We start from the raw sequence: 25,869 nt of genomic DNA on the forward strand, positions 1-25,869 counted from the left end.
CGTATTGCAGCGCAACACATAAAAAAGGAAGTTGAAGCATGGAATCACGTAGTCGTATTGCAGTAGTAACAGGCGGGATGGGCGGTATTGGTACAGCGATCAGCCGACGTCTTTATCAGGATGGATTCAGGGTAATTGTTGGCTGCAGTCCCAATTCAAGCCGTAAAAATGATTGGATCGCGAACCAGCTTGAGAGCGGTTATCACTTCGAGTGCGTCGACACCGACATCACCGACTGGGAATCAACCCGCAAAACCTTCGAACTGGTCCGCGAAATGTGTGGCCCGGTCGACGTGTTGGTCAACAATGCTGGTATTACTCGCGACGCCTCGTTTCGCAAGCTCACCCCAGAAGACTGGAACGCCGTTATCGGGACCAACCTGAGCGGACTGTTCAACACAACCAAACAAGTCATCGAAGGCATGTTGGCCAAAGGGTGGGGGCGGATTATCAACATCTCCTCGATCAACGGCCAGCGCGGCCAGTTTGGTCAGACCAACTACTCCGCCGCAAAAGCCGGCGTTCATGGTTTCACGATGGCGCTGGCCCGGGAAGTTTCCGGCAAGGGCGTGACCGTCAATACCGTATCCCCAGGCTATATCGAGACCAATATGACCGCGGCGATACGCCCGGACATTCTCGAAGCCATGATCTCGGCAATACCGGTCGGTCGCCTTGGTCTGCCCGCGGAAATCGCATCGATCGTTGCCTGGCTGGCCTCCGATGAGTCCGCTTACAGCACCGGTGCCGACTTCTCGGTAAACGGCGGCATGAACATGCAGTAACCCCTCCAGGGGCTCCAATGCCCTGGTTCTGTTTGACACTTTTTTTGTCTTACCCATAGAGGTTATGCATGAACGACGTCGTAATTGTTGCTGCCACTCGTACTGCCATCGGCAGCTTCCAAGGTGCTCTGGCTGGGATTCCCGCCACAGAACTGGGTGCCGCCGTTATTCGCCATCTGCTGGAGCAGACGGGTGTCGATCCAGCCCAAATAGATGAAGTAATCCTCGGCCAAGTGCTCAGTGCTGGCGCTGGACAAAACCCGGCACGCCAAACGGCAATCAAGGCTGGCCTGCCACACACCGTCCCCGCCCTGACCTTGAACAAGGTCTGCGGCTCCGGTCTCAAGGCGGTCCACCTCGCCGTACAGGCGATTCGTTGCGGTGACGCGGAGCTAGTCATCGCTGGCGGCCAGGAAAATATGAGCCTGTCTCCGTATGTCCTGCCCAAAGCACGCACCGGCCTGCGCATGGGTCATGCGCAACTGGTCGACACCATGATCCAAGACGGTCTGTGGGATGCCTTCAACGACTACCACATGGGTATTACCGCCGAAAATCTGGCGCAAAAGTACAGCATCAGTCGCGAGAAACAGGATGCCTTCGCCGCCGCCTCGCAACAGAAGGCTGCAGCTGCCATTGAGGGCGGGCGTTTCAAAAGCGAAATCACTCCGATCCTGATTCCTCAGCGCAAGGGTGATCCGCTGGTCTTCGACACGGACGAACAGCCGCGCGTCGACAGCACCGCACAAGCCCTGGCAAAACTCAAACCCGCCTTCCAGAAAGACGGAAGTGTGACCGCCGGTAATTCGTCGACCCTCAACGATGGAGCTGCTGTTCTGTTGCTGGCCAGTGCCGCCAAAGCAGAGGCCCTGGGTTTACCGATTCTGGCACGGATCAAAGCCTACGCCAGTGCTGGCGTGGACCCGGCACTCATGGGCATCGGCCCTGTCCCGGCCACACGCCTCACCCTGGAAAAAGCGGGCTGGCATGTGGACGAACTGGACCTGATTGAAGCCAACGAAGCCTTTGCAGCGCAGTCGCTGGCAGTTGGTCAAGAGCTGGGTTGGGACACCAACAAAGTCAACGTCAACGGTGGGGCCATCGCGCTTGGCCATCCGATCGGAGCGTCAGGCGCTCGGATATTGGTGTCGCTGGTGCACGAACTGATCCGCCGCGATGGCAAAAAAGGTCTGGCTACCTTATGCATCGGTGGTGGACAAGGCGTCGGCTTGGCCATCGAACGCTAGACCACGGCACATCAGCAGTCCTGGGGCGGGCCTGGACCCCCGCCCTATACACCACGTTGGCGTCAAAACAGGGCTGCCCGCCTTTACATCATCGTTGCGCCGGGCTCAGGCAGAGTCCGGCTTATTTTCTGTCCGGTTCATCTTTCCGGGCAAGGAGCTCTATGGACAATAACACGCAAACATTCAATACCTACTGGTCGGGCCAGGTTCCCTTCATTGCCTCCTTTGCAGTGCAACAATTACGTCTCTGGGTCAGCAGCAATCAATGGTTTTCCGGGCATGAGCACAGTGACTGGTTCGACTTGCCTCGCGCGACGCTAGACAGCCTTCAGGCCGATTACCAACTTCAATGGGGACAACTCGGCCAACAGCTGTTGACCGGCCAACCCTTCAACTTTGATGATCGTCGATTCTCCAGCGGCAATTGGAGCGAGCCACTGTTCGGCTCCCTCGCCGCCTTCTATTTACTCAACTCCAACTTCCTCCTGAAACTGCTCGATAAGCTGTTGATCAAAGAAGAGAAACCGCGCCAACGCCTACGCTATCTGGTGGAACAAGCCATTGCCGCCAGTGCACCAAGTAATTTCCTGACCAGTAACCCTGATGCTCTCCAGCGCGTGGTTGAAACCCAAGGTGCCAGCCTGTTTACAGGTCTGCTGAACTTGGCCAGCGACCTGCAGGAAGGCAAGATGCGCCAGTGCGACAGCGGCGCCTTCGAAGTGGGTGTCGACCTGGCCACCACCCCAGGCGAAATCGTCTTCGAGAATGATCTCTTTCAGCTCATTCAGTACTACCCGCAGAGTGAAACACAGTACTTGCGCCCGGTTTTCATCGTGCCGCCCTCGATCAACAAGTACTACATCCTCGATCTGCGCCCGGACAACTCCGTCGTTAAACACCTGCTGCAACAAGGGCACCCAGTGTTCATGATGTCCTGGCGCAACTTCGGCCCGGAACATGCCGAAACAACCTGGGATGACCTGATCGAGCAAGGCGTGCTCAGAGGCCTACAGGTTACTCGGGCGATCAGTGGTGAACAGCGGATCAACTGCGTGGGCTTCTGCATCGGAGGCACCCTCCTGAGCACCGCCCTGGCGGTATTGGCGGCGCGTGACGACCGCGAGATCGGCAGCGTAACCCTGTTGACCACCTTTCTGGACTATCTCGATACCGGTCCAATCAGCGTATTCGTCGACGAAGAACTGGTGGCCTACCGAGAGCGCACCATCGGCGGCATAGATGGCCCAACCGGTCTGTTTCGTGGCGAGGACATGGGTAACACTTTTTCCATGCTTCGCCCCAACGACCTGTGGTGGAACTACAACGTCGACAAATACCTCAAGGGGAACAAGCCCATTCCTCTGGACCTGCTGTTCTGGAACAACGACAGCACAAACCTCCCCGGTCCGATGTACTGCTGGTACCTGCGCCACACCTACCTACAGAATGACCTGAAGTCAGGAGACCTGGACTGCTGTGGCGTCAAACTCGACTTGCACGCCATTGATGCACCCGCCTACATTCTCGCGACTCATGACGATCATATCGTGCCCTGGAGAAGTGCCTTCGCCAGCACCAACCTGCTCTCCGGGACCAAGCGATTTGTATTGGGCGCCTCCGGGCATATTGCGGGCGTCATCAATCCCCCCGCCAAACAGAAGCGCCACTACTGGACAAACAATCGAGTCACGAAAAACCCTGACACTTGGTTCAAGAATGCCGAACAGCATCCTGGCAGCTGGTGGGATGACTGGTTCACCTGGCTTGCTGGACACGGCGGAGAGCGCCAACCTGCAGTGGCGAACATCGGAAATGACAAATACCCGATTCTAGAGCCAGCACCAGGCCGTTATGTGAAGCTATAACAAACTGCCTATGGTCACCGGGACCACTTCGTCTGAATTGATACCACGCAACAGGAGGCGGAGCCCGGTTCCGCCTCTGTTCAGGACGCATAAAGCCAAATCTTTATGCTCAGATGCCGCCGCCGTCATTTTCCGTAGAAACGCTTGACTCACATCAAACATACCGAGCCCCGGTCGGACCTATACTGTTCCATATCCTATAAAAACAGGGACTTGGGATAAATCACCCCTTCGCCCCCCCATGAAGGTCGCAGCATGCGCGTGATGATTCTGGAAGATGATCCCTGGATCGCGGACATGCTCAAACAGATTGTCCTGAGTATCTGCCCGGACGCTCCGGTGGACCTCTTCAGCGAGGTACGTGACGCCGATGAGGCCTGCAAGCGCATTTCTTATCAGTTAGTGCTCGCGGACTGGGCCCTGTCAGATTCAACGGGCGTGCGCCTGCTTCACAGTGTGCTCCACAATAATCGCCCCGCTCCTCTGGTCGTTGTTACCGGCCGCGCCGATCGGGAGAATGTGCTGGCCGCGCGCTCACTGGGGATTGGTACCTTTATCAGCAAACCCTTTCACGTACAGCGTGTAGTGGCCCGCCTGAAGAAGCTATTACCCGAAATCGTAAAACCCTCAAACGAACCGCTAACGGAGCAAGACTTCATTGCCTATCTTGGCAGCCTGTCCGCCGCTGACCTGGACCTGCCTCTGCTTAGCAATGTCAAAGACACACTTCAACTGATCCTCAAAGGTGAAGAGCTGGACCTGCGCGAGCTTGTCGATAGCTGGCAGTATGACCCGGCCTTGAGCGCCCATCTGGTCGCCGCGTCCAACAGCAGCGCCTATATTGGCATTGGCCACCCCTATATGAGCCTGCCCGAGGCTTTGCAACGCCTGGGCGGACCGACCAGCCTCAACATGGCCCTGTGCCTGGCATTGCGCCAAGCCAACGAGCCGAGCAGTTCTTTAGTGCAGGTGTTAGCCCAAGCTCATCTGAACGACGCAGAAGCCCTTAGTGATCAAGTAACGCGTTTGGCACAGGGATGTGGGGTTGATCCCGCGCCACTCCAGTGCGCGGCTTTATTGCACCGAATAGGAGAACTTTGTGTGATCTATCAGGCTCAAGCCTGGGAACACAAAGGCCACAGCCTTAGCGAAAGCTCGCTGAGGCAAGCTATAGGCGAATTCAGCAACACCTTTGCAATCAACCTTAAGGCGCACTGGGGCCTGCCTATGGCCCTGCGGGACCTTATTGGTGCAGTGTACATCCTGCCGCTGGCGCAATTTCGTCGAGAAAAGGTGCTTATGCGTTTGGCCGCAGCCGAAATCAACGGCGAGGAGCAAGCCAGCCTGGAGCGCCTGCGACGCCTTGCCGGCCTTGCCTGAAACACCTCAAAGGCTGTCTTGGATCCTCGCGATCACTCGTCAAGGTAATTCCTTTGATACAGCGCAGACCACCCGTTTATCCAATGAGCTGGCTGAAACGACCCGATTACGGCCCGTTTGTTTTGCGGTATAGAGCATGTTGTCGGCTATTTTCAGCACTTCATCGACGCGGCTGGAGCTTAACGGCCAGTGCGCAACACCTAACGAGACAGTGATATGCCCAATAGGGTCCATCTGAGTGTGTTCTACCTGCTCACGCAGGCGCTCAGACACGCGCTGGGCTACCTCAGGCGAGGCATCCGGCAAAAGAATAAGAAACTCTTCGCCACCCACTCGGCACAGCACATCACCGTCGCGGGTATTAACACGCATTAACGCTCCCAGGCGTTTGAGCACCCCATCGCCGGCATCGTGACCATAGGTATCGTTGACACGTTTAAAGTGATCGATATCCAGCGCCACGGCGGCGAAAGGGCGATGTTCGCTCTCCAATTGCGCTAATGAACTTTCAAGAACGCGACGGTTATGCAGCCCCGTGAGTGAATCTGTTTGCGCATCGCTAGTCAGTTTGCCGATCTGCGCATTCAATAGACGAATCCCGATCAACATTGCCCGTTTGAGCTGTGTCGATTCGTAGTACCACGATCTTACGTGCTCGATACGCTCGGCCGCGCCAGGGATATCCATCTTCTGGGCGCTATCGGCCAGCTGCAACAAGGGGCGGGAAATCAGGCGCGCGAGCCACCAAATGACGGTAAAACCCAGAACGCTCAGCGGCAGCGTATTGCGAAGCACATCCAGCATTAGATTATTAAGTGCCGCCAGCGTTGCATCCGTCTGCTTTTGCGCCACGATACCCCAGTGGGCTGAGGGTACGCTCGCATAACCGGCGAGCATGTCGATGCCCCGACTATTAATAAGGCGCTGCTTTCCACTCTCTCCACGCATCACGGCCTCGATAACCGAATTGTTAAGCACCACCTGAGCGATCTGCATCTGATCCGGGTGGTACAACACTCGCTGATTCTGATCCACCACATAAAGGTAAGAGCCATCGTGGTAATACTGCTGGCCAAGCAAGTCGTCTAGAATACTCTTGTGTTTGAGATAAATAGTACCGCCGACGTAACCCAGGTATTGACCATCACCATCAATGATTGGATGGGAAATGAACACCACCAGATTACCCGCAACGGAGACGTAGGGTTGACTGATGAGTGGGCGGCGCGCGTTCAATGCCTCGATAGCACCGGGCGTGTTCAATTTTCGTTCCTTGATCGGCAATGTCTCGGGCGAGACCGCACGTAGCCAACCCTGCGCATCAGCAATCGCTATCGAGTTGAAGCTGTTGGTCTGTAACCGCAACCGGTCGGCCTCGCTTTGCAACGTCGGCTTGCTATCAAGCTGATCACTCAATAGTCCGGCGCTGTAGGCCAGTTGCTGCTTCGCCGCTTCAAGAAAGACTTCAGTATTATTGGCCAGCTTGGCCGCATAAACACGATTGGATTCCAGCGTGCTATCGATGAGCAACTGGCGCTGTACACAATAGCTTGCATACAGACTGTTGGTGAGCGTGAGAATGGCACTGAAAAATGCCAAAAAGAGAATCAGTCGCCTTAAGTTAATGCGAAAACAGTGCTTGATTGACATACGCCGACGCTCGAACGGACACTCCGTTTAAACGGAGCGCTCTCAAATTATTTACGACAGAAAACACTCATCTGCCACTGTGTATAGGTCCCGACTGAGCACAACAGAGCTGTCGATATTCGTCGCCGCCGAAGCGGTTCTTGAATAGCACTTGAGTCGTAACTTTTTACGCATGCAGCACCGTGGTTAGCGCGCATAAATAATTGTAGCCAGCATTCCTTGGGAGGGCCTTAAGATATCACTATACTCCGCAGGGTTATAGCTATTTCAAACTTCACAGGCATCATTATGCATAACCGCCGACTGCATTTTGACGCCAATGATTGCAACCAATAACTGGATCCAATTTCTTATCGCGTATGCCGTAATAAATATACATTCATCAAATAAATGGCTATTCACAGAAGTTATATGAGTGCACCCATTACCGCAGACGTCACGCCTTAAGGCGATTAATTTAATACAGCACTGTCGCCTGACGAAGTGTCCAGCCCATGTCCATTGAAACGTTCAAGCCCCTCTTTATTGTATAAAATCGTATAAAAATTATCGGTAAGCCCCCCGATAAAGTCAGACCTTTTCATGGCCGCGCAAGCACAAACTGCACAGTAACTTCAAAGCCATCCTGCTTGCCTGTTGCGGGGGATGCGAGGCTCATTGTCGCCTCGACGCCTCGAACAATCGTTTGTGCGATTGCCAGTCCAAGACCAGAGCCGCTGGCCTCGCTGTTACCTCTCACGAAACGCTCGGTGAGCCGCTCCAAAACCTGCGCAGGCACTGTCGAGCCCGCATTCACGACTTTTAGAAGCGCCTGACTCGACAAGCCCACTTCTATTGGCTGATCCGGCGCGCCATGCTTCAACGCATTCTCGATCAGATTGCGTAAAAGGATGGCAAAGGCGTCCGGGTCAATCGTTGATAACACTTCCCCCTCCGCAGGCAGCGTTAAATGAATCCGCTGTCCGGCAGTAGCGCTCACCTCTTCCGCCACGTGGGCCAGCAGCGGGATGAGGTCTTGCGGGGTTTCCGATAGAAGCCCACCCCCTTCGGCCTTGGCCAGTTGCATGAGTTTTTCCGAGAGTCGTGCCAACTCACGGAGCGACGCCTCAATCTTTGCCGCACGCACTTGCAACGGCCCTTCAGGTGCCTCGCGACGTAACCGCTGCATCTGCGCTAATGCCGCCGCCAATGGGGTGCGCAGCTCATGGGCGCTATTGGCGGTAAAGCTGCGTTCAGCCTCCAGTGCCCGACGCAGCCGCTCCATCAGATGATTGACCGCTTCCGCCAGCGGATCGATTTCTGCGGGCAATTGAGAAACCCTTATGGGGGATAGATCGCCTACCCCACGGGTCTCGATTGCGCGACGGTAAGCCAACACGCTACGCAGACTGAAGTGAACCAATAGCCAGGTTCCCAACAAGCTGATCGGGATAAGTATCAGTAATGGCAGGAGCAAGGCGAGCAACGCTTCTTGCGCAGCTTCGCGGCGATGTGCCAATGGCTCCGCGACCTCAATATAAACTGTTTCGCGTAGGGCGCTGACGGTATATAGACGGTACTTCCCAGTGGTGGTGAAGCCCTCCATAGGCTGGGCATTGAATACTCTCGGGTCGGCATCGTGAGACTGCAACAACGTATTGCCCTTGGCATCCCGCACCAGATAGGCGAGGTATTCCTTATGTTCTCTCAGTCCCTCGATATGTTTCGACTGGCGAGACTCACCACGATTACTGATTTCGAGTACGGCCAGGGGCAAAATACGCTGCGCCGTTTCTTCCAGAGCACTGTCGAAGGCCTCATTCAGCTCATGTTGCACGACCAACCAGGCGCCCGCCGTGGCGCCCAGCCAAAGCAATGTCATCCCCAGCGTCAGCCCAAGCCCCAGACGTTTTTGCAAACTGAAGGTAGTCTTCATAGGGGCATCAGCCGGTAGCCCATACCGCGGACGGTTTCAATCAAATCGCGCCCCAATTTCTTGCGCAGACGACTGATGTACACCTCAATGGTGTTGCTTTCGATCTCGGCGCCGAACGCGTACAGGCGCTCTTCAAGCTGCGATTTCGACAACAGCGCGCTGGGGCGCTGAATGAACGCTTCCAGCAGAGCCCATTCGCGAGCAGTCAAATCCACAAGGGTGCCGACACGCTGAACGGTGCGAGCAGTCATGTCGATGACCAGTTCTCCCACTTTCAGCTGTGGATTGGGATTACCGCTGTAACGTCGCGCGACGGCGGCTACTCGAGCAGACAATTCAAACAGATCGAAGGGTTTTACCAGGTAGTCGTCGGCCCCCGCATTCAAACCGGCGATGCGCTCGGATATCTGGTCTTGAGCCGTGAGGATGATCACAGGCGTTACATCGCCAGCCGACCGCTGCTTGCGCAGAAAGTCCAGTCCGCGCCCGTCCGGGAGCATCAGATCCAGCAAAATCAGGTCATAGACCGTCGTGCGCACGCTCGTCTCAGCGTGGTCAAGCCGTTGCACCCAGTCCACTGCATGGCCGTCATCGGCAATTTGCTCACGCACTGCGTCCCCCAGCCCCACCGCGTCCTCAACCAACAAAACCCGCATATCTACCCCTTCTGTGTTCATTCCCAGCGCTGCACGTTAGCGGCTGTACCTGAATAAGACCTGAAGTACTACGTTGAGCACGATTCAGGTTGCTGTCAGGGAAACTCGCTAGGGTATGCCACAGAGACTCAAGCGGGAGAGAAATCATGCCCCGCGACTAAAACCTCCTTGTCCCGCAGCTGAAAACTACCTGATCAACTTTTTTTCACGCCTTCAGGTTGCATTCAGCTAGCAAGGCCAGTATTCCGCCACAACGTTCTAACAGGAAACCCCACCATGAAAATGATTGCTGCTGCACTGTGTCTCGCCGGAGCCATCGCGCTGCCAGGGTTAGCTCAGGCGCGCGAAGTGACCTTGACCACCCAGTTAAAAAACTACAACGGCAACGATGCTTATCTGGCGTTTTATGTCACCGATGCCAATGGCACCTATCAGAAAACCCTCTGGGTCGCTGGCAAGAAAGCCAAGTATTACAAACACCTTCCTGACTGGGCTCGCGGCAGCGGCTTGAAGCCCAGTGAGTTTGACGGGGTCAGTGGTGCCAGCGTCGGTAGCGGGCGCACCCTGAAAGTCAGTGTAGAACTGGCTGACACCCTGATTGATGCGGGTTATCAGATCCGCGTCGACAGCGCTGTCGAGAGCAAACGTGAGGTTCGCGCTGACGTTGTCGTACCGCTGACGACTAAAGGTGCGGGCAAGCCTGCATCCGGCAACGGTTATGTAGAAACCTTTACCTACGACATGTGACTTCGGCACCTATTGGAGGCTGAACATGCTTCGCCAGTTTCATTCACTGCCCGGCCTTATCGCGGCCCTGTTGGTTATGGTGTTGGCCATCAGCGGCGCGATCCTGTCAATTGATCCAGCCATAGAACGAATGAACGCGAACGTACCCCCGGTCGGCCAATTGAACGTTGCCGAGTTGGCGGGCCGGGTGGCGCACACCTATCCAGCGGTTGAACAGATTCGGCGCAGCGCTTCTGGCTCGATCATCGTTTACTACAGCCAGGACGGTCAGGCGGGCGCCGAGCTTGTCGACCCCATGACCGGGCAGGGTATTGCGCCCTATGCACCGTCAGCATTCTCACGCTGGGTGAAAGACTTGCACAGGTCATTGCTGCTGGGCACGCCCGGCCATGCGATGTCAGGTATTGCAGCCTTAGTGATACTGATCTTATCGGCCTCCGGAGCCGCGTTACTGGCAAGACGCCTGGGTGGCTGGAAGCAAATCATGCGCCCGCTGCAGGGCAATTTCAGCCAACGCTGGCACGCTGAAGTCGGGCGTTACGCGATCCTCGGTCTGCTGCTATCCGCATTGACCGGGATGTATATGTCAGCGGTGACGTTCGAGTTCATCCCTGACGGATCCCTGCAGGAACCCGCTTTCCCGACCACCATGAGCGGCGGTCCGGCAGCGCCTGTCGAGACCTTGCCTGCGCTGCTGGCGACCGATCTTAATGATCTGCGCGAGCTGAACTACCCCAGTCCCGGCAACCCGACTGATGTGTTCTCGCTGCACACGGCCCAAGGCGACGGTTTTGTTGATCAAGCCAGTGGCGCGCTGCTGTCTTACCAGCCCCATGACAACGCCCATGATGCCTATGAATTGATCTACCAGCTGCATACCGGCGAAGGTTTCTGGTGGCTTGGCCTGTTACTCGGCATTTGCGCGCTGAGCGTGCCGTTGATGAGTGTCACAGGCGCCCTGCTCTGGTGGCGCCGCCGTCAGTCGATGCCACACATCAGTCACAATAGTGGCGCACAGTCCGCTGACACGGTGATTTTGGTGGGCAGCGAAAACAACAGCACCTGGGGGTTTGCGAAAACGTTGCATGAGGCCTTGAACCAAGCGGGTCACCGCGTGCATACCGCCACCATGAACCAACTGGCGACTGAGTACCGCAGTGCCGAGCGCCTGTTTATTCTGACGGCGACTACCGGTGACGGCGACGCGCCAGCCTCCGCCAGACAGTTTTTCAAACGACTGGCGAACGTACCTGTAAAACCGGGCCTTGGCTTTGCCGTACTGGGCTTTGGCGACAAGCAGTTTCCAAACTTTTGTCAGTTCGCCAAGGATACGCAAGCTGCTTTACGTTCACAGGGTTGGTCGCAACTGCTTGAACTTGACACCATCAACCGACAATCAAGCCAGGAGTTCACGCGTTGGGGGCATGCCGTTGGCCTGTTGATCGGCCACGAACTAACGCTTATGCATACGCCCGATCGACCTCAAACCTATACGTTCCAACTGGCGGAGCGTGTGGAGTATGGCGAACAGGTCAAGGCACCCACTCACATCCTGCGTTTCAAAGCCGTAGCGCCTTCGCCTGCGCCGAGTTGGCTGGCGCGCGCGCGCAAGGGAGACACACTGCCTCATTTCGAAGCCGGTGATCTGGTCGGGATTCTGCCGCCTGGAAGCTTGCTGCCGCGCTTCTACTCGTTGGCCAGCGGGTCGAGGGACGGCGTTCTGGAAGTCTGCGTGCGCAAGCATCCTGATGGCCTGTGTTCCGGCCTCCTCCACGACTTGCCGATTGGTTCGCCAATTGAAGCATTCATACAGCCCAACCCAGACTTCCGCCCTGCCTCTGGAAGCGCTCCAGTCATTCTTATCGGTGCGGGCACAGGTATTGGTCCTTTAGCCGGTTTCATCCGTAACAACACCGCCAGACACCCGATGCACCTGTATTGGGGTGGCCGCCACCCAGCCTCGGATTTTCTCTATGAACCTCAGCTCAATGGCTACCTGGCGGACCAGCGACTCACCGAACTGCAAGCGGCTTTTTCACAAGTACACGACCGCAGCTACGTACAAGACCGAATCATCAGCGACGCCCTGCAGATGCGCCGACTCATTGAAAAAGGTGCCCAGGTATTGGTGTGCGGCAGTCGCGAAATGGCAAAAAGCGTAATGCGCGCACTCGATGAAGTCCTGGCACCGCTTAACCTGACCGTGCTGACACTCAAGGCACAAGGACGCTACCGTGAAGATACCTACTGAACGTCAGCCCTCCTCCGCCTTGCAACGGCACAGCCTAAGCGGAGAGACCATGGGCACACGCTACACGGCGCTGTTCTATGCAGAGCCGCAGGTGGACGAGCCTGCCATTGGCAATGGCCTGTTTGAGGCTGTCGACAAGGTGGATCAGCAGATGTCGACGTGGAAGCCAGGGTCAGACCTGAGTCAGCTTAATGCCGCGCCTGAGCATGAATGGCGGCCCCTGCCCAAAGAGCTGATCGTTGTACTGACGACGGCTCTACGCGTCGGCCACCAGTCCAAGGGGGCATTTGATATCGCCGTGGGCGATCTGGTTAATGCGTGGGGCTTTGGTCCCGCCGAGCATCAACCCACTGCACAGCAGATCGGCGCGCTAAAAAATCAGGTGCGGCTGCGTGCAACAGACGCACTCGAGATTGATGCGCTACGTGGCCAGGTCCGTAAACGTGCAACGACGACACTTGATCTTTCGGGCATAGCCAAAGGCTTCGCAGTGGATGAACTGGCCCGCTGCCTCGACAGTTGGGGGATAACACGTTACCTGGTGGGGATTGATGGCGAAATGCGCGCACGCGGCCTCAAACCTGACGGACAGCCTTGGGTGGTTGCGATTGAAAAACCTAACCGGGGGGTTCGTGAAGTCATGGGAGTGATGGACCTCAGCGATGCAGCCATTGCGACCTCCGGGGACTACCGACACTGGGTCGAAGTCGATGGCCGCCAGTACTCGCACACCATGCACCCCACGTTTGGAGCGCCCTTGACCAATACACTCGCGGCGGTGACAGTGGTTGCATCGAGTTGCATGCTCGCCGACGCATGGGCCACCGCACTTATGGTCCTTGGGGAGGATGCAGGTCCTGAACTGGCGCAAGCGCGCGGCATGGATGCAGTGTTCGTATTACGTGAAGGGCAAGCGTTCCGGGAAATATCAATTGTTGCCGGGCGCCTTCAGACGACCATTGAGACTCGTTAATAAAACACAGCCCGGTCACGGCCCTCATGAGCAGCGTTATCTCCAACATCGACCCCCTCACCGCGAGCGTCATTCATTGATGAAGTTCAAACGCAAACATGCCGAGTCCCATAGAAGTGACCGGATTGGTTGGCTTCGCGCAGCGGTACTGGGTGCCAACGACGGAATTGTGTCAACCGCTAGCCTGTTAATCGGGGTTGCCGCTGCCCACGCCACGCACAGCACCTTAATGGTGACCGGTATTGCAGGACTGGTAGCGGGCGCCATGTCGATGGCCGCCGGAGAATACGTTTCAGTGCACTCACAGGCCGACACCGAGCGAGCGGATCTCCTGCGTGAACAAACCGAGCTTAAAACGAATCCGGTTTCTGAACACTCGGAACTGGCGTCCATTTACATGGGTCGCGGTGTTGAACCTGATCTCGCCAGGCAAGTGGCAACGCAATTAATGGCACATGATGCGCTAGGCTCACACGCTCGCGATGAGCTTGGAATCTCTGTCACCCTAAGCGCAAAACCCCTGCAGGCAGCATTAGCATCGGCAGCCAGTTTTATTGTCGGCGCGGCGTTGCCGCTGGCGGTTACTTTTAGTGCACCCGCTCAAAGCGTTATCCCGTGGATCTCAGGGATGTCACTTCTATTTTTAGCAACGCTCGGCGGTATAGCGGCCAAGACCGGGGGCGCGAGTGTTCCAATGGGCGCGTGGAGAGTGACCTTATGGGGGGCTCTCGCCATGGCTATTACAGCGCTGGTAGGCACCTCACTCGGTGCCGCTGTCTAACATCAATCATCCAGCCACTGCCTTGAAACTTGATCCGTATCAAACTCTGCGCCACGACTCAGCGCATGCTTGTGTTCAATCGCTACCCACGATGGCAACTAACGGCGTTCTTGCAGAGGTGCACCATGGCCAACCAACAGCGACTCATGCTCATCGCATCACCCTTGATGCATAAAACCCCGGCTTTTGATCGCGCTGCGGCATTGGCAAAGGCCAAGGGTGCAGCCCTGCACATTGTTGCCTTTGATTATCTGGAAGGTTTGGCAGCCGTCGGACTGGCCAACCAGCAGGTGCTGGAGGAAATGCGCTCCAGCTACGTCGAGCGCCACCGTCAATGGCTGGAAGAGCAAGCGCATCCGCTACGTAACCTGGGGATACAGGTCACGACAGAGGTGGTCTGGGTCGAGCAGGCTCTAAAGGAAATATTCACGCACCTGCATGAGATGCCTGTTGACCTGGTAATCAAGGATTTGCATCACGAGTCCTTGTTAATGCGCACTCTATTTACCAGCATGGATCTGCACCTGCTTCATAATTGCCCCTACCCTTTGCATTTCGTTGCAAAAAACCATAACCCCATGCCTCGCAGAATCATTGCAGCGATTGATCTACTCAAACCGGATGGCCAGTACCCTGGGTTCAATGACAAGATTATTTACGAGGCGTTGAAATTGGGCATTCAATGCAAAGCTCGGGTGGATGTGCTGTATGCCTATGACCTGTCAATGATCGATGCAGCCGATTATAGCTACGCCAATGCCTCGATGATGCTTGACTCAAACATGACACCGACGACGCCGACGTTGTATGACCTGGAAACCAATGCCTTCAATACATTGGCGGAGCGCAATGGTATTCCCACGGAAAATCGTCACTTTTTACTGGGAAACCCTGCCAAGGTATTAACTCGCTTTGCCGAGAGCCAGGCCATAGACGTCATCGTTATGGGCCGGGTACACCATCGAGGTTTGGGAAACTTACTTGGCAGTACGGTAGAGCGCGTCCTGTATAAGATGCCCAGCAGTGTATTGGTACTCAATCCACCCAACTCGGAAACGTGAGCAGACCAAGGACCGCCCATCGCCATCAATGGGCGCTCGGTTAACGCGCGAACCGCCAAAATCAAGAGCAGCATCAACCCGTGAAGGCCTGTCGACAGATCACCTGGCGAAAAGACACCTCAATGCCGTTTTTCGAGCGCATGGGGGCCGCTTTAGTCCTTGCCCAGCGGGCCTCTCTCTACGATGCTGTACCAAACCAAGAACAACACTGGAGAGGCCCACATGAAGAGCGTTGCTCAACTACTGAAGTTAAAAGCCAAGCAACATCAACACGTTCACACCATCGCACCCGATCAGTTGGTGCTGGAAGCGCTGAAGGTCATGGCTGAAAAAAATGTCGGCGCTCTACCGGTGATTGAGAATGGTCAGGTGGTAGGCGTTATCAGTGAACGCGACTACGCGCGCAAGATGGTCCTGCAGGGACGCTCCTCCGCGGACACGCCGGTCAGCGCAATCATGAGCGCGCCCGTAATAACAGTGGACTCCCATCAAACCATCGAAACCTGTATGGGCATCATGACCGATAGCCACCTGCGCCATTTACCGGTGGTGGATAACGGTCAACTGCTGGGCTTGCTGTCTATTGGCGACCTGGTTAAAGAAGCCATCGCCGAACAGGCTGGCCTGATCCAGCAACTGGAGCAGTACATTCGCGGAGACTAGGTTCTGTACGAGAAGTCGGCGAGCGAAGGTTAGGCAAGGCAAAAACAGGCGAGGAAGCGGACTGGGCTCGCACGCGAGTTTAGGCCTCTAAATGAGCATTCTGATCGGACTCGCGCACGAGCCTGTTTTTAACGCAGCATCACCGAGCGCAGCCACTTTTCGTACAGAACCTAAGCTGACTGCGCTGCGAAATAGCCCGTCGTTGCCAAACGACTGGGCGTTCATAGGAGCTGCTTACTTCCCCTTACGGGCCTTCTTCATCGCCTCCAGCCAGGCTGGATTCAATTGAGACTGCTCAGTGTCGATTGCCAGCGCCTCCATGCACGCCTTGTGTTGATCGATGTCTCGCACCATCTGGCTCAGGGCGCTGGAATTGCCATCCAACTGGTGCATCTGCGTGAGTCCCAGATGATAAAAGCGCAGCAGCTTGATGGCCTGCGGGTCACCGGCCAGCACGCCGTCGGTGACCGAATGCATGACATTGGTAATGCGCATTAGGCTACGTTTGAGCTGCCAACCGTAGACGGCCGGTGCCATCCAGGGCTGCGACCAGAATTTGATCCGCACCAGCGCCACGGTCAGCACCAACGCCACAATAACCCCACCCATATTCAAGCGGAAATTATCGCCACCGACTTCACCGAACAGCCTCACGGCAAAGTCAGACAGCGCCATGGCCAGCACCGCGAAGATCACGGCAATGATCAGCGTGCTGCGTCGGGTTTGTCGGCGATATGCTTCAGGATTAAATGGCTTGATCTCGAACATCACTGCTGCAGGACTCCACTGTTGAGCTGAAAATAAAATCGTGGGGCATTATCACCTGTAGAGAGCGGTACAGACACGCTTAATGAAGCCGCCAGGGGTTTTAGACCCCACAGCGCCCGGCGCTTTAAAAAAGAGACAGATTTATTCAGCAAAAATAAATCTGCCTCTTTTATTTTCAACGCTTTTTTCAAGCAGCGACTATTGCATGCCGACCGCAGTGGCCAGTAGTGGAGCGGCCTGTTCATCGGTCAGCGCTGGGTGAATCTCCATACTCATAAGGTCACTCCATTCCAGCACCCATTTCTGTATCAGCGTGAGATCAGTGGCCTCTGCAACGCCAAAGCCGGTCATGCGTCCTACCGCATGCCAACGTCCCAGCATCGTCACGCCTGCTGGTGGAACTGCACCTGTTTTGAGAAAACGTTCGATCGCGCTATTGCGGCGTTCGGGATTGATTGACCAACTGACAATGAATAGCATTTGCCACCTCCTGATAGAGACTGGCACCTGTTCTTCTCTTCGCGTACCTGGCTGGCGCCGCGACCATGGTCACGCGTCTGTTCCCAACCTGCATCCTGGCGGGCCGGAACGACTGCTCCCATGCAGGCTGTGTGAAAATTACTGCGTTTTCATACCGCCTGCATGGGAAGGAATAGCAGCCTCCCGAACCCTGCGCATGACCGCTGATCCTCTTTCCTTGTCTCTACCCCACCCAACGTAACCGCCAAATCCGCTGAGGCAGAGGCGAAGACCGACTGCGCATCGCCTGGTGGAGAGCTACACTTATTGATCCCGACCACCCCCGAGCAGGTTGTTGTCTGGAGTCGCAACGTCTTGGCCGGTGGCCTTCTTGATAGGAGGACATGCCATGAATGAGGCCAAACTCAATGAGTTCATGGGCAAGCTGGTTTCCGACATGGGCGGAGCGGCGATGCTCGCCAATATCATCCTCGGCGATGAACTGGGTCTATACCGCGCCATGGCTGACAGCCAGCCTGTCACCCCCGAAGCGCTCGCTAGCAAAACCGGGTGCAACGCGCGCCTGGTCCGTGAGTGGCTCAATGCTCACGCCGCTTCCGGCTACATCGAGCACATTGATGGGCAGTTCCGTCTGCCAGAGGAACAAGCCATGGCGTTGGCGATCGAGGACTCCCCGGTCTATGTGGCAGGCGGGGCGGTGGTCATAGCAGCGTTGTTCCATGACAAAGACAAGCTGGTCGCCGCCATGCGCGGCGATGGCTCACTCGCTTGGGGCGATCACCATCCGTGTATGTTCAGCGGTACGGAGCGCTTCTTCAGGCCCGGCTATCGAGCGCATCTAGTCGCCGAGTGGCTGCCTGCCCTGGAGGGGGTCGTCGACAAGCTGAAAGCCGGCGCCAAGGTGGTGGACATTGGCTGCGGGCATGGCGCGTCGACAGTGATCATGGCGCAGGCCTTCCCGGCATCGCGTTTTGTAGGCATTGATTACCACGCGCCGTCCATAAGCATCGCCACGCAAAGGGCGGAGGAAGGAGGCGTGGCGGATCGTGTGAGCTTCGCCCAGGGCACCGCCAAGAACTACCCTGGCAACGATTACGACCTGGTCTGCTACTTCGACTGTCTCCACGATATGGGCGACCCGGTAGGTGCTGCCCGGCATGCCTATCAGTCACTCAAGCCGGACGGTACGGTTCTGTTGGTGGAGCCTTACGCCAACGACACGCTCGACGAGAACATAACCCCCGTTGGACGCCTGTACTACGCCGCGTCGACCTTTATCTGTACACCGAACTCGCTGTCTCAGGAGGTCGGCCTTGGTCTGGGCGCACAAGCTGGAGAGGCGCGCCTGCGCAACGTTTTCACCGAAGCGGGGTTCACCCACTTTCGTCGGGCAGCGGAAACCCCGTTTAACCTGATCCTGGAAGCACGCAAGTAATCGGGTAATTCACCCGCATTGACATGGCGCTGGCTGGATTCGGCGCCATGCCGAGGTCTATCGCGCTCAAGCTCATCCATGAGAGGCGTTCCTGTGTCGCTGAACAGTGCGCGGCTACCCTAGCTGATCAACCATCACCGAGTTGGTATAGATCAAGCTGCCGTCACTCGCCCGATGCCCGACCAAATGGAACTGGCCGCGCTGATCACTCAAATAGACGCGCAATTGGCAATCGGATAAGGGGCCGTATCCCTCTGGGATGATCAAGTCTATCGAGTTCATATCGACATCGACCATGACTTCAGGCTCGTGGGTCTTCTGCAAGCGTTCTTCGGCCTGCTCCAGACGCAAATGGACGGGTCCATTGATGTAAAAGTGGATGTCCCCCACCGGGGTGGACTTTTGCTCGCCGCTGATTTTGCACCAGCCGTCGATCGTCAGGGCATTCATGGCGAAACCTCCTGATATGGACCTTTGGACACTGAATGGGCTCCTTGCGTATCTACGCCAAGGTGCCGACTTTCAACGCTTGATCAGGGAAATCTTCGTTCCCTCGATGCTGACCCCAGCCATCAACCCTTCCTGGTCGAAGATGAACGCGTAGGCATCGCCCTTCAGCGTCGAGCTCGACAGATTCTTCGCGGCCCCAGCGTCAACCACGACAACGGTTGGCCCCACACCGATTTCCCAGCCTTTGGTCTTGCGCACATAGTTCACGGCTTTGTCGGTCATCAGGAAAACCACATAGCCGTAGGATTGGGCGCCTGCCTGCAACCCCCATGACCCGGTCACAGAGTTGTAATAACCCGCCACTTTCGAGCCCTTCAATAACTCGCCTTCACCATAGCTGCCCCCAAACACAAGGCCCGCCTTGATGATTTTCGGGAAGACAAGCACCGCTTTGGCACTGTGCGAGATGGTCTCGGCAAATGGAGTAGCCTTGTAGAGGATTTGCAACGCTTGCCGGGACTCGGCATTCAGATCCTCGGCGGTTGCAGCGCCTGCGCTGTTCAGCAGACTCGCTGATGCCAGTGATACTGCTGCGAGGACAATTGATAGGAAGAACCGCAGTGACTGAGTCATTTTCGTGCTCCGATGCGGGAGGACCGACAGGATGGGAATGAATCCACCCATAGTGTAGGTCGACACTCGCCTTCGCGCCCGCCGGACTGGCAGGATAGTCACGATCATCAGGGTCGATTGGCCGCGTCGGATGCGGACATGGACTTGCGCGGGTCAGCGAAGCCCTGAAACAGGGCTTCGCATCACTTACATCACTTAATAACCCAGTGAAAGTCCTGACCCCTGCCGCGGATCGTTCGCACCATAGAAGCGGTTCTTGCCGACCGGTTTTCCGCCCAGCGAAGGTGCACCGACTAAAATCGCCGCAACATGGTTGAACGGCTGCGGCCCCGTGAACTTTTGCCCCCAACCTTCGAGGATTTTCTGGGTATCAGGGCTGACAGCGAACGCTTCAAGATTGGTCTCTTCAGGCAACCACTGCTGATGGAATCGCGGCGCATCGACTGCTTCCTGAATATTCATGCCGTAGTCGATCACATTGAGCATTGTCAGCAACGTCGCCGTGATAATCCGGCTGCCTCCTGGGGTGCCGACGACCATGACGGTTTTTCCGTCCTTGGTGACGATCGTCGGACTCATTGAGGACAGCGGTGTTTTCCCTGGGGCGATAGCGTTAGCCTCCCCTTGCACCAAACCGTACATATTGGGAACGCCCACCTTGGAGGTGAAATCATCCATCTCGTCATTGAGGATGACCCCGGTCTTGCTGGCCATGACCCCCGCACCAAACCAATCATTCAGCGTGTACGTCACCGAGACTGCGTTGCCCCACTTGTCGACGATCGAGTAGTGCGTTGTGTTGTTGCCCTCGTGAGGCGCCACCCCTGGCTTGATATCGCGAGAAATCCCGGCTTTTTGCGGATCGATAGCAGCGCGGAGCTTGGCCGCATAATTTTTATCCAGCAGGTGCGCCACCGGGTTCTTGATGAAGTCAGGGTCGCCTAGATAGCTGTTGCGGTCGACATAGGCGTGCCGCATGGCCTCGATCTGGTACTGCAGCCCCTGAGCCGAATGAAAACCAAGGCTTTGCATCGGGTAGCCATCGAGGATATTCATAATCTCGCAAATAACGACGCCGCCCGAACTTGGCGGTGGTGCCGAGACGACGTGGTAGCCGCGGTAATCGCACTCGATGGGGGCGAGTTCGCGGGTCTGGTATTTATCAAGGTCGGCCTGAGTGATAATGCCCTTCCCGGCCTGGCTTGAAGCAACGATAGACTGGGCAACCCAGCCCTTGTAGAAACCGTCGGTGCCCTTAGCGGCAATTTCCCGCAGTGTCTTGGCCAAGTCCTTTTGCACCAGCTTCTGGCCGACCTGCATTGGCTCGCCTTTGCTCAGGAAGATCGAACCTGAGTCGTGCATATCTTTCTTGAAGTCGGCGGTCGCAGTTCCGAGCAAATCTACGTCGCCCTGCTCAAGCACGAAGCCTTCCTCGGCATACTTGATGGCCGGCGCAATGACCGTGGCGCGCTTCATCGTGCCGTATTTCTTTAACGCCAGTTCCATGCCTGACACGGTACCCGGCACGCCGACGGCCAAATATCCCTTCGTGCTCAGGTCCGGGACAACGTTGCCGGCCTTATCGAGGTACATGTTCGCGGTGGCAGCCTGGGGCGCCTTCTCGCGGAAGTCGAGGAAGGTCTTGCGGCCATCGGCCAGTTGGATGGTCATGAAACCGCCGCCGCCAAGGTTGCCTGCAGCAGGGTAGACCACCGCCAGCGCATAGCCGACCGCCACCGCCGCATCGACTGCGTTGCCGCCGTCCTTGAGGACATCAACGCCAACATGAGTGGCCAGGTGTTGAGCCGTGACCACCATGCCGTTCTCGGCAGCAACAGGGGCTTGCGAAGCCGCTTGTGCACAGATGGAGCCAATAGCGAATGCCGTCGCAATAAGCGATTTGGCAAAGGGTTCGAATTTCATGAGCCGACTCTCTTGTTTTAAGGTAAGGGAATGTCGTGTGGACAGTTGCTCGCATGCTGTGAATGACGTGTTGCGCATGCTCATCAAGCGGTGCGCGGTAAGCTTGCCAGATGACTGACGCCAACAGACTGTAGGACAGTTTCGGCTCGCTTGCCCCGCTAATCAGGTTGCGCGCCCCCTTACACGGCAGCGGGCTCACTAAACCGAATGCTGGCTGAACCATGATCCACGCCAGAAGAAAGAGCATAACGATAGATCATATCGATATAAGTAGGTGGGGAGAAAGATCGTTATGCTGCGGACCATATTCTTCGTGTAGTCGCGCTTGATGTGTGGGATGGGCAATGGATTTCGGTAATGTTGGGTTAGCAATTGCAGGCTTGGTTGTCGGATTTATTGTCGGGATGACCGGTGTGGGTGGCGGCTCTTTAATGACTCCCATTCTATTATGGTTTGGGATTAATCCGGCCACCGCAGTGGGGACGGATTTGCTGTATGCAGCCATCACCAAGTCTGGCGGTGTATTGGTTCATAGAAAGAACAACAATATTGACTGGTCAATTACCGGTTGGTTGACACTCGGCAGTGTGCCAGCGGTAGCGCTTACCCTGTGGTTTTTGAGCAGCTTAGATGCGCCCGAAGCGCTGAATGCGGTTATCAAGCAGACCCTGGGGTTCGTTTTATTGATCACGGCGCTGGCCGTGTTCTTTAAAAAACAGCTGCTTGCATTTGCCCATAAACGTGCGGGCGGCAACTATCAACTCAGCGGTTATCGCTTGAATCTGTTGACGGTCGTCACGGGTCTCGTACTTGGCAGCATGGTGGCATTAACCTCCATCGGCGCCGGCGCATTAGGCACCGTGGCGCTCTTTATCTTGTACCCTTTCCTTCCCACCAGGCGTTTAGTCGGTACGGAGATAGCCCACGCGGTCCCCCTGACGTTGGTCGCTGGCTTGGGGCATGCAAGCATGGGAAATATGGATTGGCATGTATTAGGCTTTCTATTGGTAGGTTCACTTCCAGGGATTTACCTCGGGAGTCATTTATCTGGCCGAATCTCTGACGAAACACTGCGCCCTTGCCTGGCTATAATGCTGGTTTTCATTGGTTATAAGTTGGTGTTTTGATCCGGCTTTAATAATGACCAGCACGACGACCACCCGCCTTTGCAGTTCAATGTCAGGACGGCAATCAGAATGGTTCAAAGGGAGACGCACAGATGACCCGTCTTACTGCGAAAGATTTTGCCCCTGAACTGCTGGAACTGTATGACTACTACGCCCATGGCAAGATCAACAGGCGAGAGTTTCTTGATCGTGCGGCGGCATTCACGCTGGGTGCGCTGACGGCCAGCGCTATCCTCACCGCCCTGAGTCCGAATTACGCGCTCGCCGAGCAGGTGGAATTTACGGACCCGGACATCATCGCCGAGTACGTTTCCTATCCCTCACCCAAGGGCAACGGGCAGGTTCGTGGTTATCTGGTGCGCCCTGCGAAAGCCACCGGCAAGGTGCCGGCGGTGGTTGTCGTGCATGAAAACCGCGGGCTCAACCCTTACATCGAGGATGTCGCTCGGCGGCTGGCCAAGGCGGGATTCATCGCCCTCGCCCCCGATGGCCTGACCTCGGTAGGGGGTTACCCCGGCAACGATGACAAAGGCCGAGAGCTTCAGCAGAACGTAGACCCTGAAAAGCTCATGAATGACTTCTTCGCCGCCATTGAGTGGCTGATGAACCATGACGCGACCACTGGAAAAGTGGGCATCATTGGGTTCTGCTATGGCGGTGGCGTCGCCAATGCCGCAGCCGTGGCCTATCCAGAGCTAGGGGCTGCCGTGTCCTTTTATGGCCGTCAACCGAAGGCTGAAGATGTCATCCGCATTCAGGCGCCTCTGCTGCTCCACTACGGCGAACTGGATACGCGCATCAATGAAGGATGGCCCGCCTATGAGCAGGCGTTGAAAGCCGCAGGCAAGACCTATGCAGCCTACATCTACCCAGGCGCCAACCATGGCTTCCATAATGACTCCACGCCCCGATACGATGAAGCCGCCGCCAAGCTTGCATGGAGCAGGACCCTGGAGTGGTTCCGGCGATACCTGGTTTAGGCAGGAATGTAACGCTACCGGATCGGCATAGCCAAGCAAGATGCATTCGCTGCTTGCGTGTACAGGAACTCAAGATACTCATTGGAGAAATGGATGCTTCATTCAACCCGCATAGTTTTTATTCACGGTTTAATCGGCCCACTCAATGAAACCATCTTGATGGAGGGGGCAAAGTCTACGCAAATGCTCGCTCCAGATATGCTCGGCTACGGCGCCTTGGCAGAAGTAGATCCGGCAATGATGAACCTGGATGCCCAGGTCGAGTATCTGCATAAGGAAATCAACACAGTCTCTGCAGCGCATGACCGCTGGTACCTCGTAGGACACTCGGTCGGTGGTGCGATTGCTGCGCTTTTTGCCGCAGCGTACCCGGATCGCGTGAAAGCGGTGATCAGTGTTGAAGGCAATTTCACGTTGGATGACGCTTTTTGGTCGCAAAAGCTGGCAAAGATGTCACTTGAAGAAGTCGAGGCCAAGCTGATGGACGACCGTTCAGAGCCTGAAAAATGGTTGCAGGGCGCTGGCGTAAAACCAACCGAAGCCACCTTGCTGGCGGCGGGAACCTGTCTTTCGTTTCAGCCGGCGAGCACCCTTCAACAAATGGCGGCCTCAGTCGTTGATATCACGGGCGACCCTGCCTACCTGAAGGGAATCAAAGGCTGGATTGATAACATTCCGCTCCATCTTATTGCCGGTGAGCGATCAGCCGATGGGTGGCACATTCCAGCCTGGGTCAAAGAAAAAGCCGCGTCATACCGGGTAATGAAAAATTGTGGCCACCTGATGATGCTTGAGGATGCCCACCAATTTTCGTCCGCCATCACCTCCATCATCGAAAAAAACTAAAGCCCCCTTTGGATCGGTTTACGCATGAAGACCCGGGCGAACCCATTTTCTGTGGCTCGGTGCGTTTCCTGGTAACCCAGCCTTTTGTAGATTTCTATGTTTTCAGTCATCAGTTGATGGGTGTAAAGCTTGATGGCGTCGCAACCCATAACCTGCGCATATTCTTCACAGAAAGCCATCAGCGCCTTTCCGATGCCTTTTCCCTTGCACCGGGGTAATACGGCGATGTTGTTCAGAAGCAGTTCGGTGTTCTCCTGGCTCAATACCAGAACACCCACTATGTCTGCATTCTCTGCCAACACGAAAACGCAGAAATCAGCGACAACCTGCCTATAGTCATCGAGCATAGGGGCCGGCTTTTTTCCGATTCGCGGAATGTAAGGCGAGTAGGCCTCGGCAACCAGTGCAGCTATGCACTCGGCGTCATCCTGAGTGGCCCTGCGAATAGTCGTCTGTGTTTCCATTCCATTACCGGCCTAAGACGAATGATTGAGCGGCTAACTGTAATGCACGCCAAGCCAGCAGGGCTACTGGCTTACATTGCCAATGCCCGCAAGGGTCGGATGGCGACCCTCTGTTGGCCCAACGCCGCTGCGCAAAAACATTGGATGGGCCCATCGCCAATCAAATAGAGATAAGTGCCCCGACCGGTAAGCGTCGTTATGAGCATCTCGTACCCTCACCCAGACTCGGTTGCCGCAATCCAGCGGCACATGGTTGGATCGAGTCAATGGGCCACGCATACCTTTACCCTCTGATGGACTGGCCGAAATCGACCGGTATGGGTCTATTTCCGCCAGGTGTGATCGGCAGCACTCGGCCGAGGCTGTGTAAAAACGTTTTAGAGCAGGTTTGAAGGTCAGAATCGGAACGAAAATCGCGTTCCTACGCAAATTTCCGGTCCGCTAATTAACCAATCACTGGCAGATTTTACGTAGCAACGCAGACTTCAAAACGGTGCCTGCGTTTTTACACAGCCTCGGCCAGAAGCGGCCTCTGAAGAGAATCTGCAATCGAGCTAGCACTGACGATTGAGTATCCGAGCCGCAAGTGATGGTGTCAGGCGTTATACAAAGGTGAATCGCCAACCCCAAGACGCATGAGCGCACCCCTCGCAATTATCGCTCAGGTAGGGACTCCGATGAAGGGTTGTATCTCAAAGGAGGAACGTTGCCTGTTTACTAAGTGACACGCCTCATAAAACCCTACACTGCTTCAGCAGGGTTATTGCCACCTTTGCTCAGCGATCCGCC

General features: G+C 56.0%; 24 protein-coding genes. 14 read left to right on the forward strand and 10 right to left on the reverse strand.

The annotated features are described in order from the left end of the window. The first annotated feature begins 38 nt into the window (after positions 1 to 38). From phbB to AC1ME2_RS01805, 4 genes are all read left to right on the forward strand, one after another. Positions 39 to 785 (forward strand): acetoacetyl-CoA reductase, encoded by a 747-nt coding sequence (phbB, locus tag AC1ME2_RS01790; RefSeq protein ID WP_480438949.1) that lies wholly within the window; start codon positions 39 to 41, stop codon positions 783 to 785. Between the two features lie 68 nt (positions 786 to 853). Next, positions 854 to 2,032 (forward strand): acetyl-CoA C-acetyltransferase, encoded by a 1,179-nt coding sequence (locus AC1ME2_RS01795; protein ID WP_480438951.1) that lies wholly within the window; start codon positions 854 to 856, stop codon positions 2,030 to 2,032. A 161-nt stretch (positions 2,033 to 2,193) separates the two neighbouring features. Further along, on the forward strand, positions 2,194 to 3,897 hold the full coding sequence (gene phaC, locus AC1ME2_RS01800) for a class I poly(R)-hydroxyalkanoic acid synthase (RefSeq protein WP_480438952.1): 1,704 nt from the start codon (positions 2,194 to 2,196) through the stop codon (positions 3,895 to 3,897). A 255-nt stretch (positions 3,898 to 4,152) separates the two neighbouring features. Further along, positions 4,153 to 5,277, forward strand: a complete 1,125-nt coding sequence (locus AC1ME2_RS01805; RefSeq protein WP_480438953.1) for an HDOD domain-containing protein — start codon at positions 4,153 to 4,155, stop codon at positions 5,275 to 5,277. A gap of 39 nt (positions 5,278 to 5,316) precedes the next feature. Here the strand turns inward: AC1ME2_RS01805 and AC1ME2_RS01810 are convergent, their stop codons facing one another. From AC1ME2_RS01810 to AC1ME2_RS01820, 3 genes are all read right to left on the reverse strand, one after another. Next, positions 5,317 to 6,927: a sensor domain-containing diguanylate cyclase gene (locus AC1ME2_RS01810; protein WP_480438954.1), complete on the reverse strand. Its 1,611-nt coding sequence runs from the start codon at positions 6,925 to 6,927 to the stop codon at positions 5,317 to 5,319. A gap of 580 nt (positions 6,928 to 7,507) precedes the next feature. Beyond that, positions 7,508 to 8,842 carry a sensor histidine kinase gene (locus AC1ME2_RS01815; RefSeq protein WP_480438955.1) on the reverse strand — a complete coding sequence of 445 codons (1,335 nt, stop codon included), beginning with the start codon at positions 8,840 to 8,842 and terminating at the stop codon, positions 7,508 to 7,510. Then, a complete protein-coding gene (locus tag AC1ME2_RS01820; RefSeq protein ID WP_480438956.1) occupies positions 8,839 to 9,498 on the reverse strand; it encodes a response regulator in 660 nt (219 codons plus the stop codon). Before AC1ME2_RS01820 ends, AC1ME2_RS01815 begins: the two co-directional genes overlap by 4 nt. Positions 9,499 to 9,774: 276 nt before the next feature. Between AC1ME2_RS01820 and AC1ME2_RS01825 the strand changes: the two genes are divergently transcribed. The 6 genes from AC1ME2_RS01825 (at position 9,775) to AC1ME2_RS01850 (ending at position 15,974) form a co-directional block, all read left to right on the forward strand. Further along, on the forward strand, positions 9,775 to 10,245 hold the full coding sequence (locus AC1ME2_RS01825) for a DUF2271 domain-containing protein (RefSeq protein ID WP_480438957.1): 471 nt from the start codon (positions 9,775 to 9,777) through the stop codon (positions 10,243 to 10,245). A gap of 25 nt (positions 10,246 to 10,270) precedes the next feature. Continuing rightward, entirely contained in the window at positions 10,271 to 12,496 is a 2,226-nt protein-coding gene (locus AC1ME2_RS01830; protein ID WP_480438958.1) for a PepSY domain-containing protein, read from the forward strand. 49 nt (positions 12,497 to 12,545) lie between these two features. Next, positions 12,546 to 13,469: an FAD:protein FMN transferase gene (locus tag AC1ME2_RS01835; protein WP_480438960.1), complete on the forward strand. Its 924-nt coding sequence runs from the start codon at positions 12,546 to 12,548 to the stop codon at positions 13,467 to 13,469. A gap of 79 nt (positions 13,470 to 13,548) precedes the next feature. Beyond that, positions 13,549 to 14,250, forward strand: coding sequence for a VIT1/CCC1 transporter family protein (locus tag AC1ME2_RS01840; RefSeq protein ID WP_480438962.1), 702 nt, complete (start codon positions 13,549 to 13,551; stop codon positions 14,248 to 14,250). 125 nt (positions 14,251 to 14,375) lie between these two features. After that, complete coding sequence (locus AC1ME2_RS01845) at positions 14,376 to 15,311, forward strand: universal stress protein (RefSeq protein ID WP_480438964.1); 936 nt, start codon at positions 14,376 to 14,378, stop codon at positions 15,309 to 15,311. A gap of 222 nt (positions 15,312 to 15,533) precedes the next feature. Next, positions 15,534 to 15,974, forward strand: coding sequence for a CBS domain-containing protein (locus AC1ME2_RS01850; protein WP_480438966.1), 441 nt, complete (start codon positions 15,534 to 15,536; stop codon positions 15,972 to 15,974). A gap of 234 nt (positions 15,975 to 16,208) precedes the next feature. Here the strand turns inward: AC1ME2_RS01850 and AC1ME2_RS01855 are convergent, their stop codons facing one another. Genes AC1ME2_RS01855 through AC1ME2_RS01865 form a run of 3 tightly spaced genes read right to left on the reverse strand, consistent with a single transcriptional unit; the run spans position 16,209 to position 17,222 of the window. After that, positions 16,209 to 16,742, reverse strand: coding sequence for a DUF3087 domain-containing protein (locus AC1ME2_RS01855; protein WP_480438968.1), 534 nt, complete (start codon positions 16,740 to 16,742; stop codon positions 16,209 to 16,211). Further along, positions 16,742 to 16,933, reverse strand: a complete 192-nt coding sequence (locus AC1ME2_RS01860) for a hypothetical protein (protein WP_480438970.1) — start codon at positions 16,931 to 16,933, stop codon at positions 16,742 to 16,744. The genes AC1ME2_RS01855 and AC1ME2_RS01860 overlap by 1 nt, the downstream gene beginning before the upstream one ends. A gap of 7 nt (positions 16,934 to 16,940) precedes the next feature. Further along, positions 16,941 to 17,222 carry a DUF3303 domain-containing protein gene (locus AC1ME2_RS01865; RefSeq protein WP_480438972.1) on the reverse strand — a complete coding sequence of 94 codons (282 nt, stop codon included), beginning with the start codon at positions 17,220 to 17,222 and terminating at the stop codon, positions 16,941 to 16,943. Between the two features lie 388 nt (positions 17,223 to 17,610). Between AC1ME2_RS01865 and AC1ME2_RS01870 the strand changes: the two genes are divergently transcribed. Next, the gene (locus AC1ME2_RS01870; protein ID WP_480438975.1) at positions 17,611 to 18,657 is read left to right on the forward strand and encodes a class I SAM-dependent methyltransferase; all 1,047 of its coding nucleotides are present in this window, start codon (positions 17,611 to 17,613) and stop codon (positions 18,655 to 18,657) included. Positions 18,658 to 18,771: 114 nt separating this feature from the next. Here AC1ME2_RS01870 and AC1ME2_RS01875 read toward each other — a convergent pair whose 3' ends face one another. The 3 genes from AC1ME2_RS01875 to ggt all read right to left on the reverse strand — a co-directional run bounded on the left by AC1ME2_RS01875 (position 18,772) and on the right by ggt (position 21,663). Further along, the gene (locus AC1ME2_RS01875; RefSeq protein ID WP_480438977.1) at positions 18,772 to 19,107 is read right to left on the reverse strand and encodes a hypothetical protein; all 336 of its coding nucleotides are present in this window, start codon (positions 19,105 to 19,107) and stop codon (positions 18,772 to 18,774) included. 72 nt (positions 19,108 to 19,179) lie between these two features. Beyond that, on the reverse strand, positions 19,180 to 19,740 hold the full coding sequence (locus tag AC1ME2_RS01880; RefSeq protein WP_480438979.1) for a lipid-binding SYLF domain-containing protein: 561 nt from the start codon (positions 19,738 to 19,740) through the stop codon (positions 19,180 to 19,182). Positions 19,741 to 19,935: 195 nt separating this feature from the next. Beyond that, a complete protein-coding gene (gene ggt / locus AC1ME2_RS01885; RefSeq protein ID WP_480441955.1) occupies positions 19,936 to 21,663 on the reverse strand; it encodes a gamma-glutamyltransferase in 1,728 nt (575 codons plus the stop codon). A gap of 344 nt (positions 21,664 to 22,007) precedes the next feature. On the opposite strand from ggt, the gene AC1ME2_RS01890 reads away from it, so the two are divergent. From AC1ME2_RS01890 to AC1ME2_RS01900, 3 genes are all read left to right on the forward strand, one after another. Beyond that, positions 22,008 to 22,790 carry a sulfite exporter TauE/SafE family protein gene (locus AC1ME2_RS01890; protein WP_480438980.1) on the forward strand — a complete coding sequence of 261 codons (783 nt, stop codon included), beginning with the start codon at positions 22,008 to 22,010 and terminating at the stop codon, positions 22,788 to 22,790. A gap of 92 nt (positions 22,791 to 22,882) precedes the next feature. After that, entirely contained in the window at positions 22,883 to 23,770 is an 888-nt protein-coding gene (gene yghX, locus AC1ME2_RS01895; protein ID WP_480438981.1) for a YghX family hydrolase, read from the forward strand. A gap of 93 nt (positions 23,771 to 23,863) precedes the next feature. After that, a complete protein-coding gene (locus tag AC1ME2_RS01900) occupies positions 23,864 to 24,616 on the forward strand; it encodes an alpha/beta fold hydrolase (protein WP_480438982.1) in 753 nt (250 codons plus the stop codon). On the opposite strand, the gene AC1ME2_RS01905 is transcribed toward AC1ME2_RS01900, so the two are convergent. Then, on the reverse strand, positions 24,613 to 25,080 hold the full coding sequence (locus tag AC1ME2_RS01905) for a GNAT family N-acetyltransferase (RefSeq protein ID WP_480438983.1): 468 nt from the start codon (positions 25,078 to 25,080) through the stop codon (positions 24,613 to 24,615). The genes AC1ME2_RS01900 and AC1ME2_RS01905 overlap by 4 nt on opposite strands. Positions 25,081 to 25,869: the final 789 nt, after the last annotated feature.

This window comes from Pseudomonas sp. ASL9, assembly GCF_056680335.1.

What these genes read in the sequence shown, in the direction of transcription:
- phbB (WP_480438949.1), top strand. Translation starts at nt 39, where the DNA reads ATGGAATCACGTAGTCGTATTGCAGTAGTAACAGGCGGGATGGGCGGT.
- AC1ME2_RS01795 (WP_480438951.1), top strand. Translation starts at nt 854, where the DNA reads ATGAACGACGTCGTAATTGTTGCTGCCACTCGTACTGCCATCGGCAGC.
- phaC (WP_480438952.1), top strand. Translation starts at nt 2,194, where the DNA reads ATGGACAATAACACGCAAACATTCAATACCTACTGGTCGGGCCAGGTT.
- AC1ME2_RS01805 (WP_480438953.1), top strand. Translation starts at nt 4,153, where the DNA reads ATGCGCGTGATGATTCTGGAAGATGATCCCTGGATCGCGGACATGCTC.
- AC1ME2_RS01810 (WP_480438954.1), bottom strand. Translation starts at nt 6,927, where the DNA reads ATGTCAATCAAGCACTGTTTTCGCATTAACTTAAGGCGACTGATTCTC.
- AC1ME2_RS01815 (WP_480438955.1), bottom strand. Translation starts at nt 8,842, where the DNA reads ATGAAGACTACCTTCAGTTTGCAAAAACGTCTGGGGCTTGGGCTGACG.
- AC1ME2_RS01820 (WP_480438956.1), bottom strand. Translation starts at nt 9,498, where the DNA reads ATGCGGGTTTTGTTGGTTGAGGACGCGGTGGGGCTGGGGGACGCAGTG.
- AC1ME2_RS01825 (WP_480438957.1), top strand. Translation starts at nt 9,775, where the DNA reads ATGAAAATGATTGCTGCTGCACTGTGTCTCGCCGGAGCCATCGCGCTG.
- AC1ME2_RS01830 (WP_480438958.1), top strand. Translation starts at nt 10,271, where the DNA reads ATGCTTCGCCAGTTTCATTCACTGCCCGGCCTTATCGCGGCCCTGTTG.
- AC1ME2_RS01835 (WP_480438960.1), top strand. Translation starts at nt 12,546, where the DNA reads ATGGGCACACGCTACACGGCGCTGTTCTATGCAGAGCCGCAGGTGGAC.
- AC1ME2_RS01840 (WP_480438962.1), top strand. Translation starts at nt 13,549, where the DNA reads ATGAAGTTCAAACGCAAACATGCCGAGTCCCATAGAAGTGACCGGATT.
- AC1ME2_RS01845 (WP_480438964.1), top strand. Translation starts at nt 14,376, where the DNA reads ATGGCCAACCAACAGCGACTCATGCTCATCGCATCACCCTTGATGCAT.
- AC1ME2_RS01850 (WP_480438966.1), top strand. Translation starts at nt 15,534, where the DNA reads ATGAAGAGCGTTGCTCAACTACTGAAGTTAAAAGCCAAGCAACATCAA.
- AC1ME2_RS01855 (WP_480438968.1), bottom strand. Translation starts at nt 16,742, where the DNA reads ATGTTCGAGATCAAGCCATTTAATCCTGAAGCATATCGCCGACAAACC.
- AC1ME2_RS01865 (WP_480438972.1), bottom strand. Translation starts at nt 17,222, where the DNA reads ATGCTATTCATTGTCAGTTGGTCAATCAATCCCGAACGCCGCAATAGC.
- AC1ME2_RS01870 (WP_480438975.1), top strand. Translation starts at nt 17,611, where the DNA reads ATGAATGAGGCCAAACTCAATGAGTTCATGGGCAAGCTGGTTTCCGAC.
- AC1ME2_RS01875 (WP_480438977.1), bottom strand. Translation starts at nt 19,107, where the DNA reads ATGAATGCCCTGACGATCGACGGCTGGTGCAAAATCAGCGGCGAGCAA.
- AC1ME2_RS01880 (WP_480438979.1), bottom strand. Translation starts at nt 19,740, where the DNA reads ATGACTCAGTCACTGCGGTTCTTCCTATCAATTGTCCTCGCAGCAGTA.
- ggt (WP_480441955.1), bottom strand. Translation starts at nt 21,663, where the DNA reads ATGAAATTCGAACCCTTTGCCAAATCGCTTATTGCGACGGCATTCGCT.
- AC1ME2_RS01890 (WP_480438980.1), top strand. Translation starts at nt 22,008, where the DNA reads ATGGATTTCGGTAATGTTGGGTTAGCAATTGCAGGCTTGGTTGTCGGA.
- yghX (WP_480438981.1), top strand. Translation starts at nt 22,883, where the DNA reads ATGACCCGTCTTACTGCGAAAGATTTTGCCCCTGAACTGCTGGAACTG.
- AC1ME2_RS01900 (WP_480438982.1), top strand. Translation starts at nt 23,864, where the DNA reads ATGCTTCATTCAACCCGCATAGTTTTTATTCACGGTTTAATCGGCCCA.
- AC1ME2_RS01905 (WP_480438983.1), bottom strand. Translation starts at nt 25,080, where the DNA reads ATGGAAACACAGACGACTATTCGCAGGGCCACTCAGGATGACGCCGAG.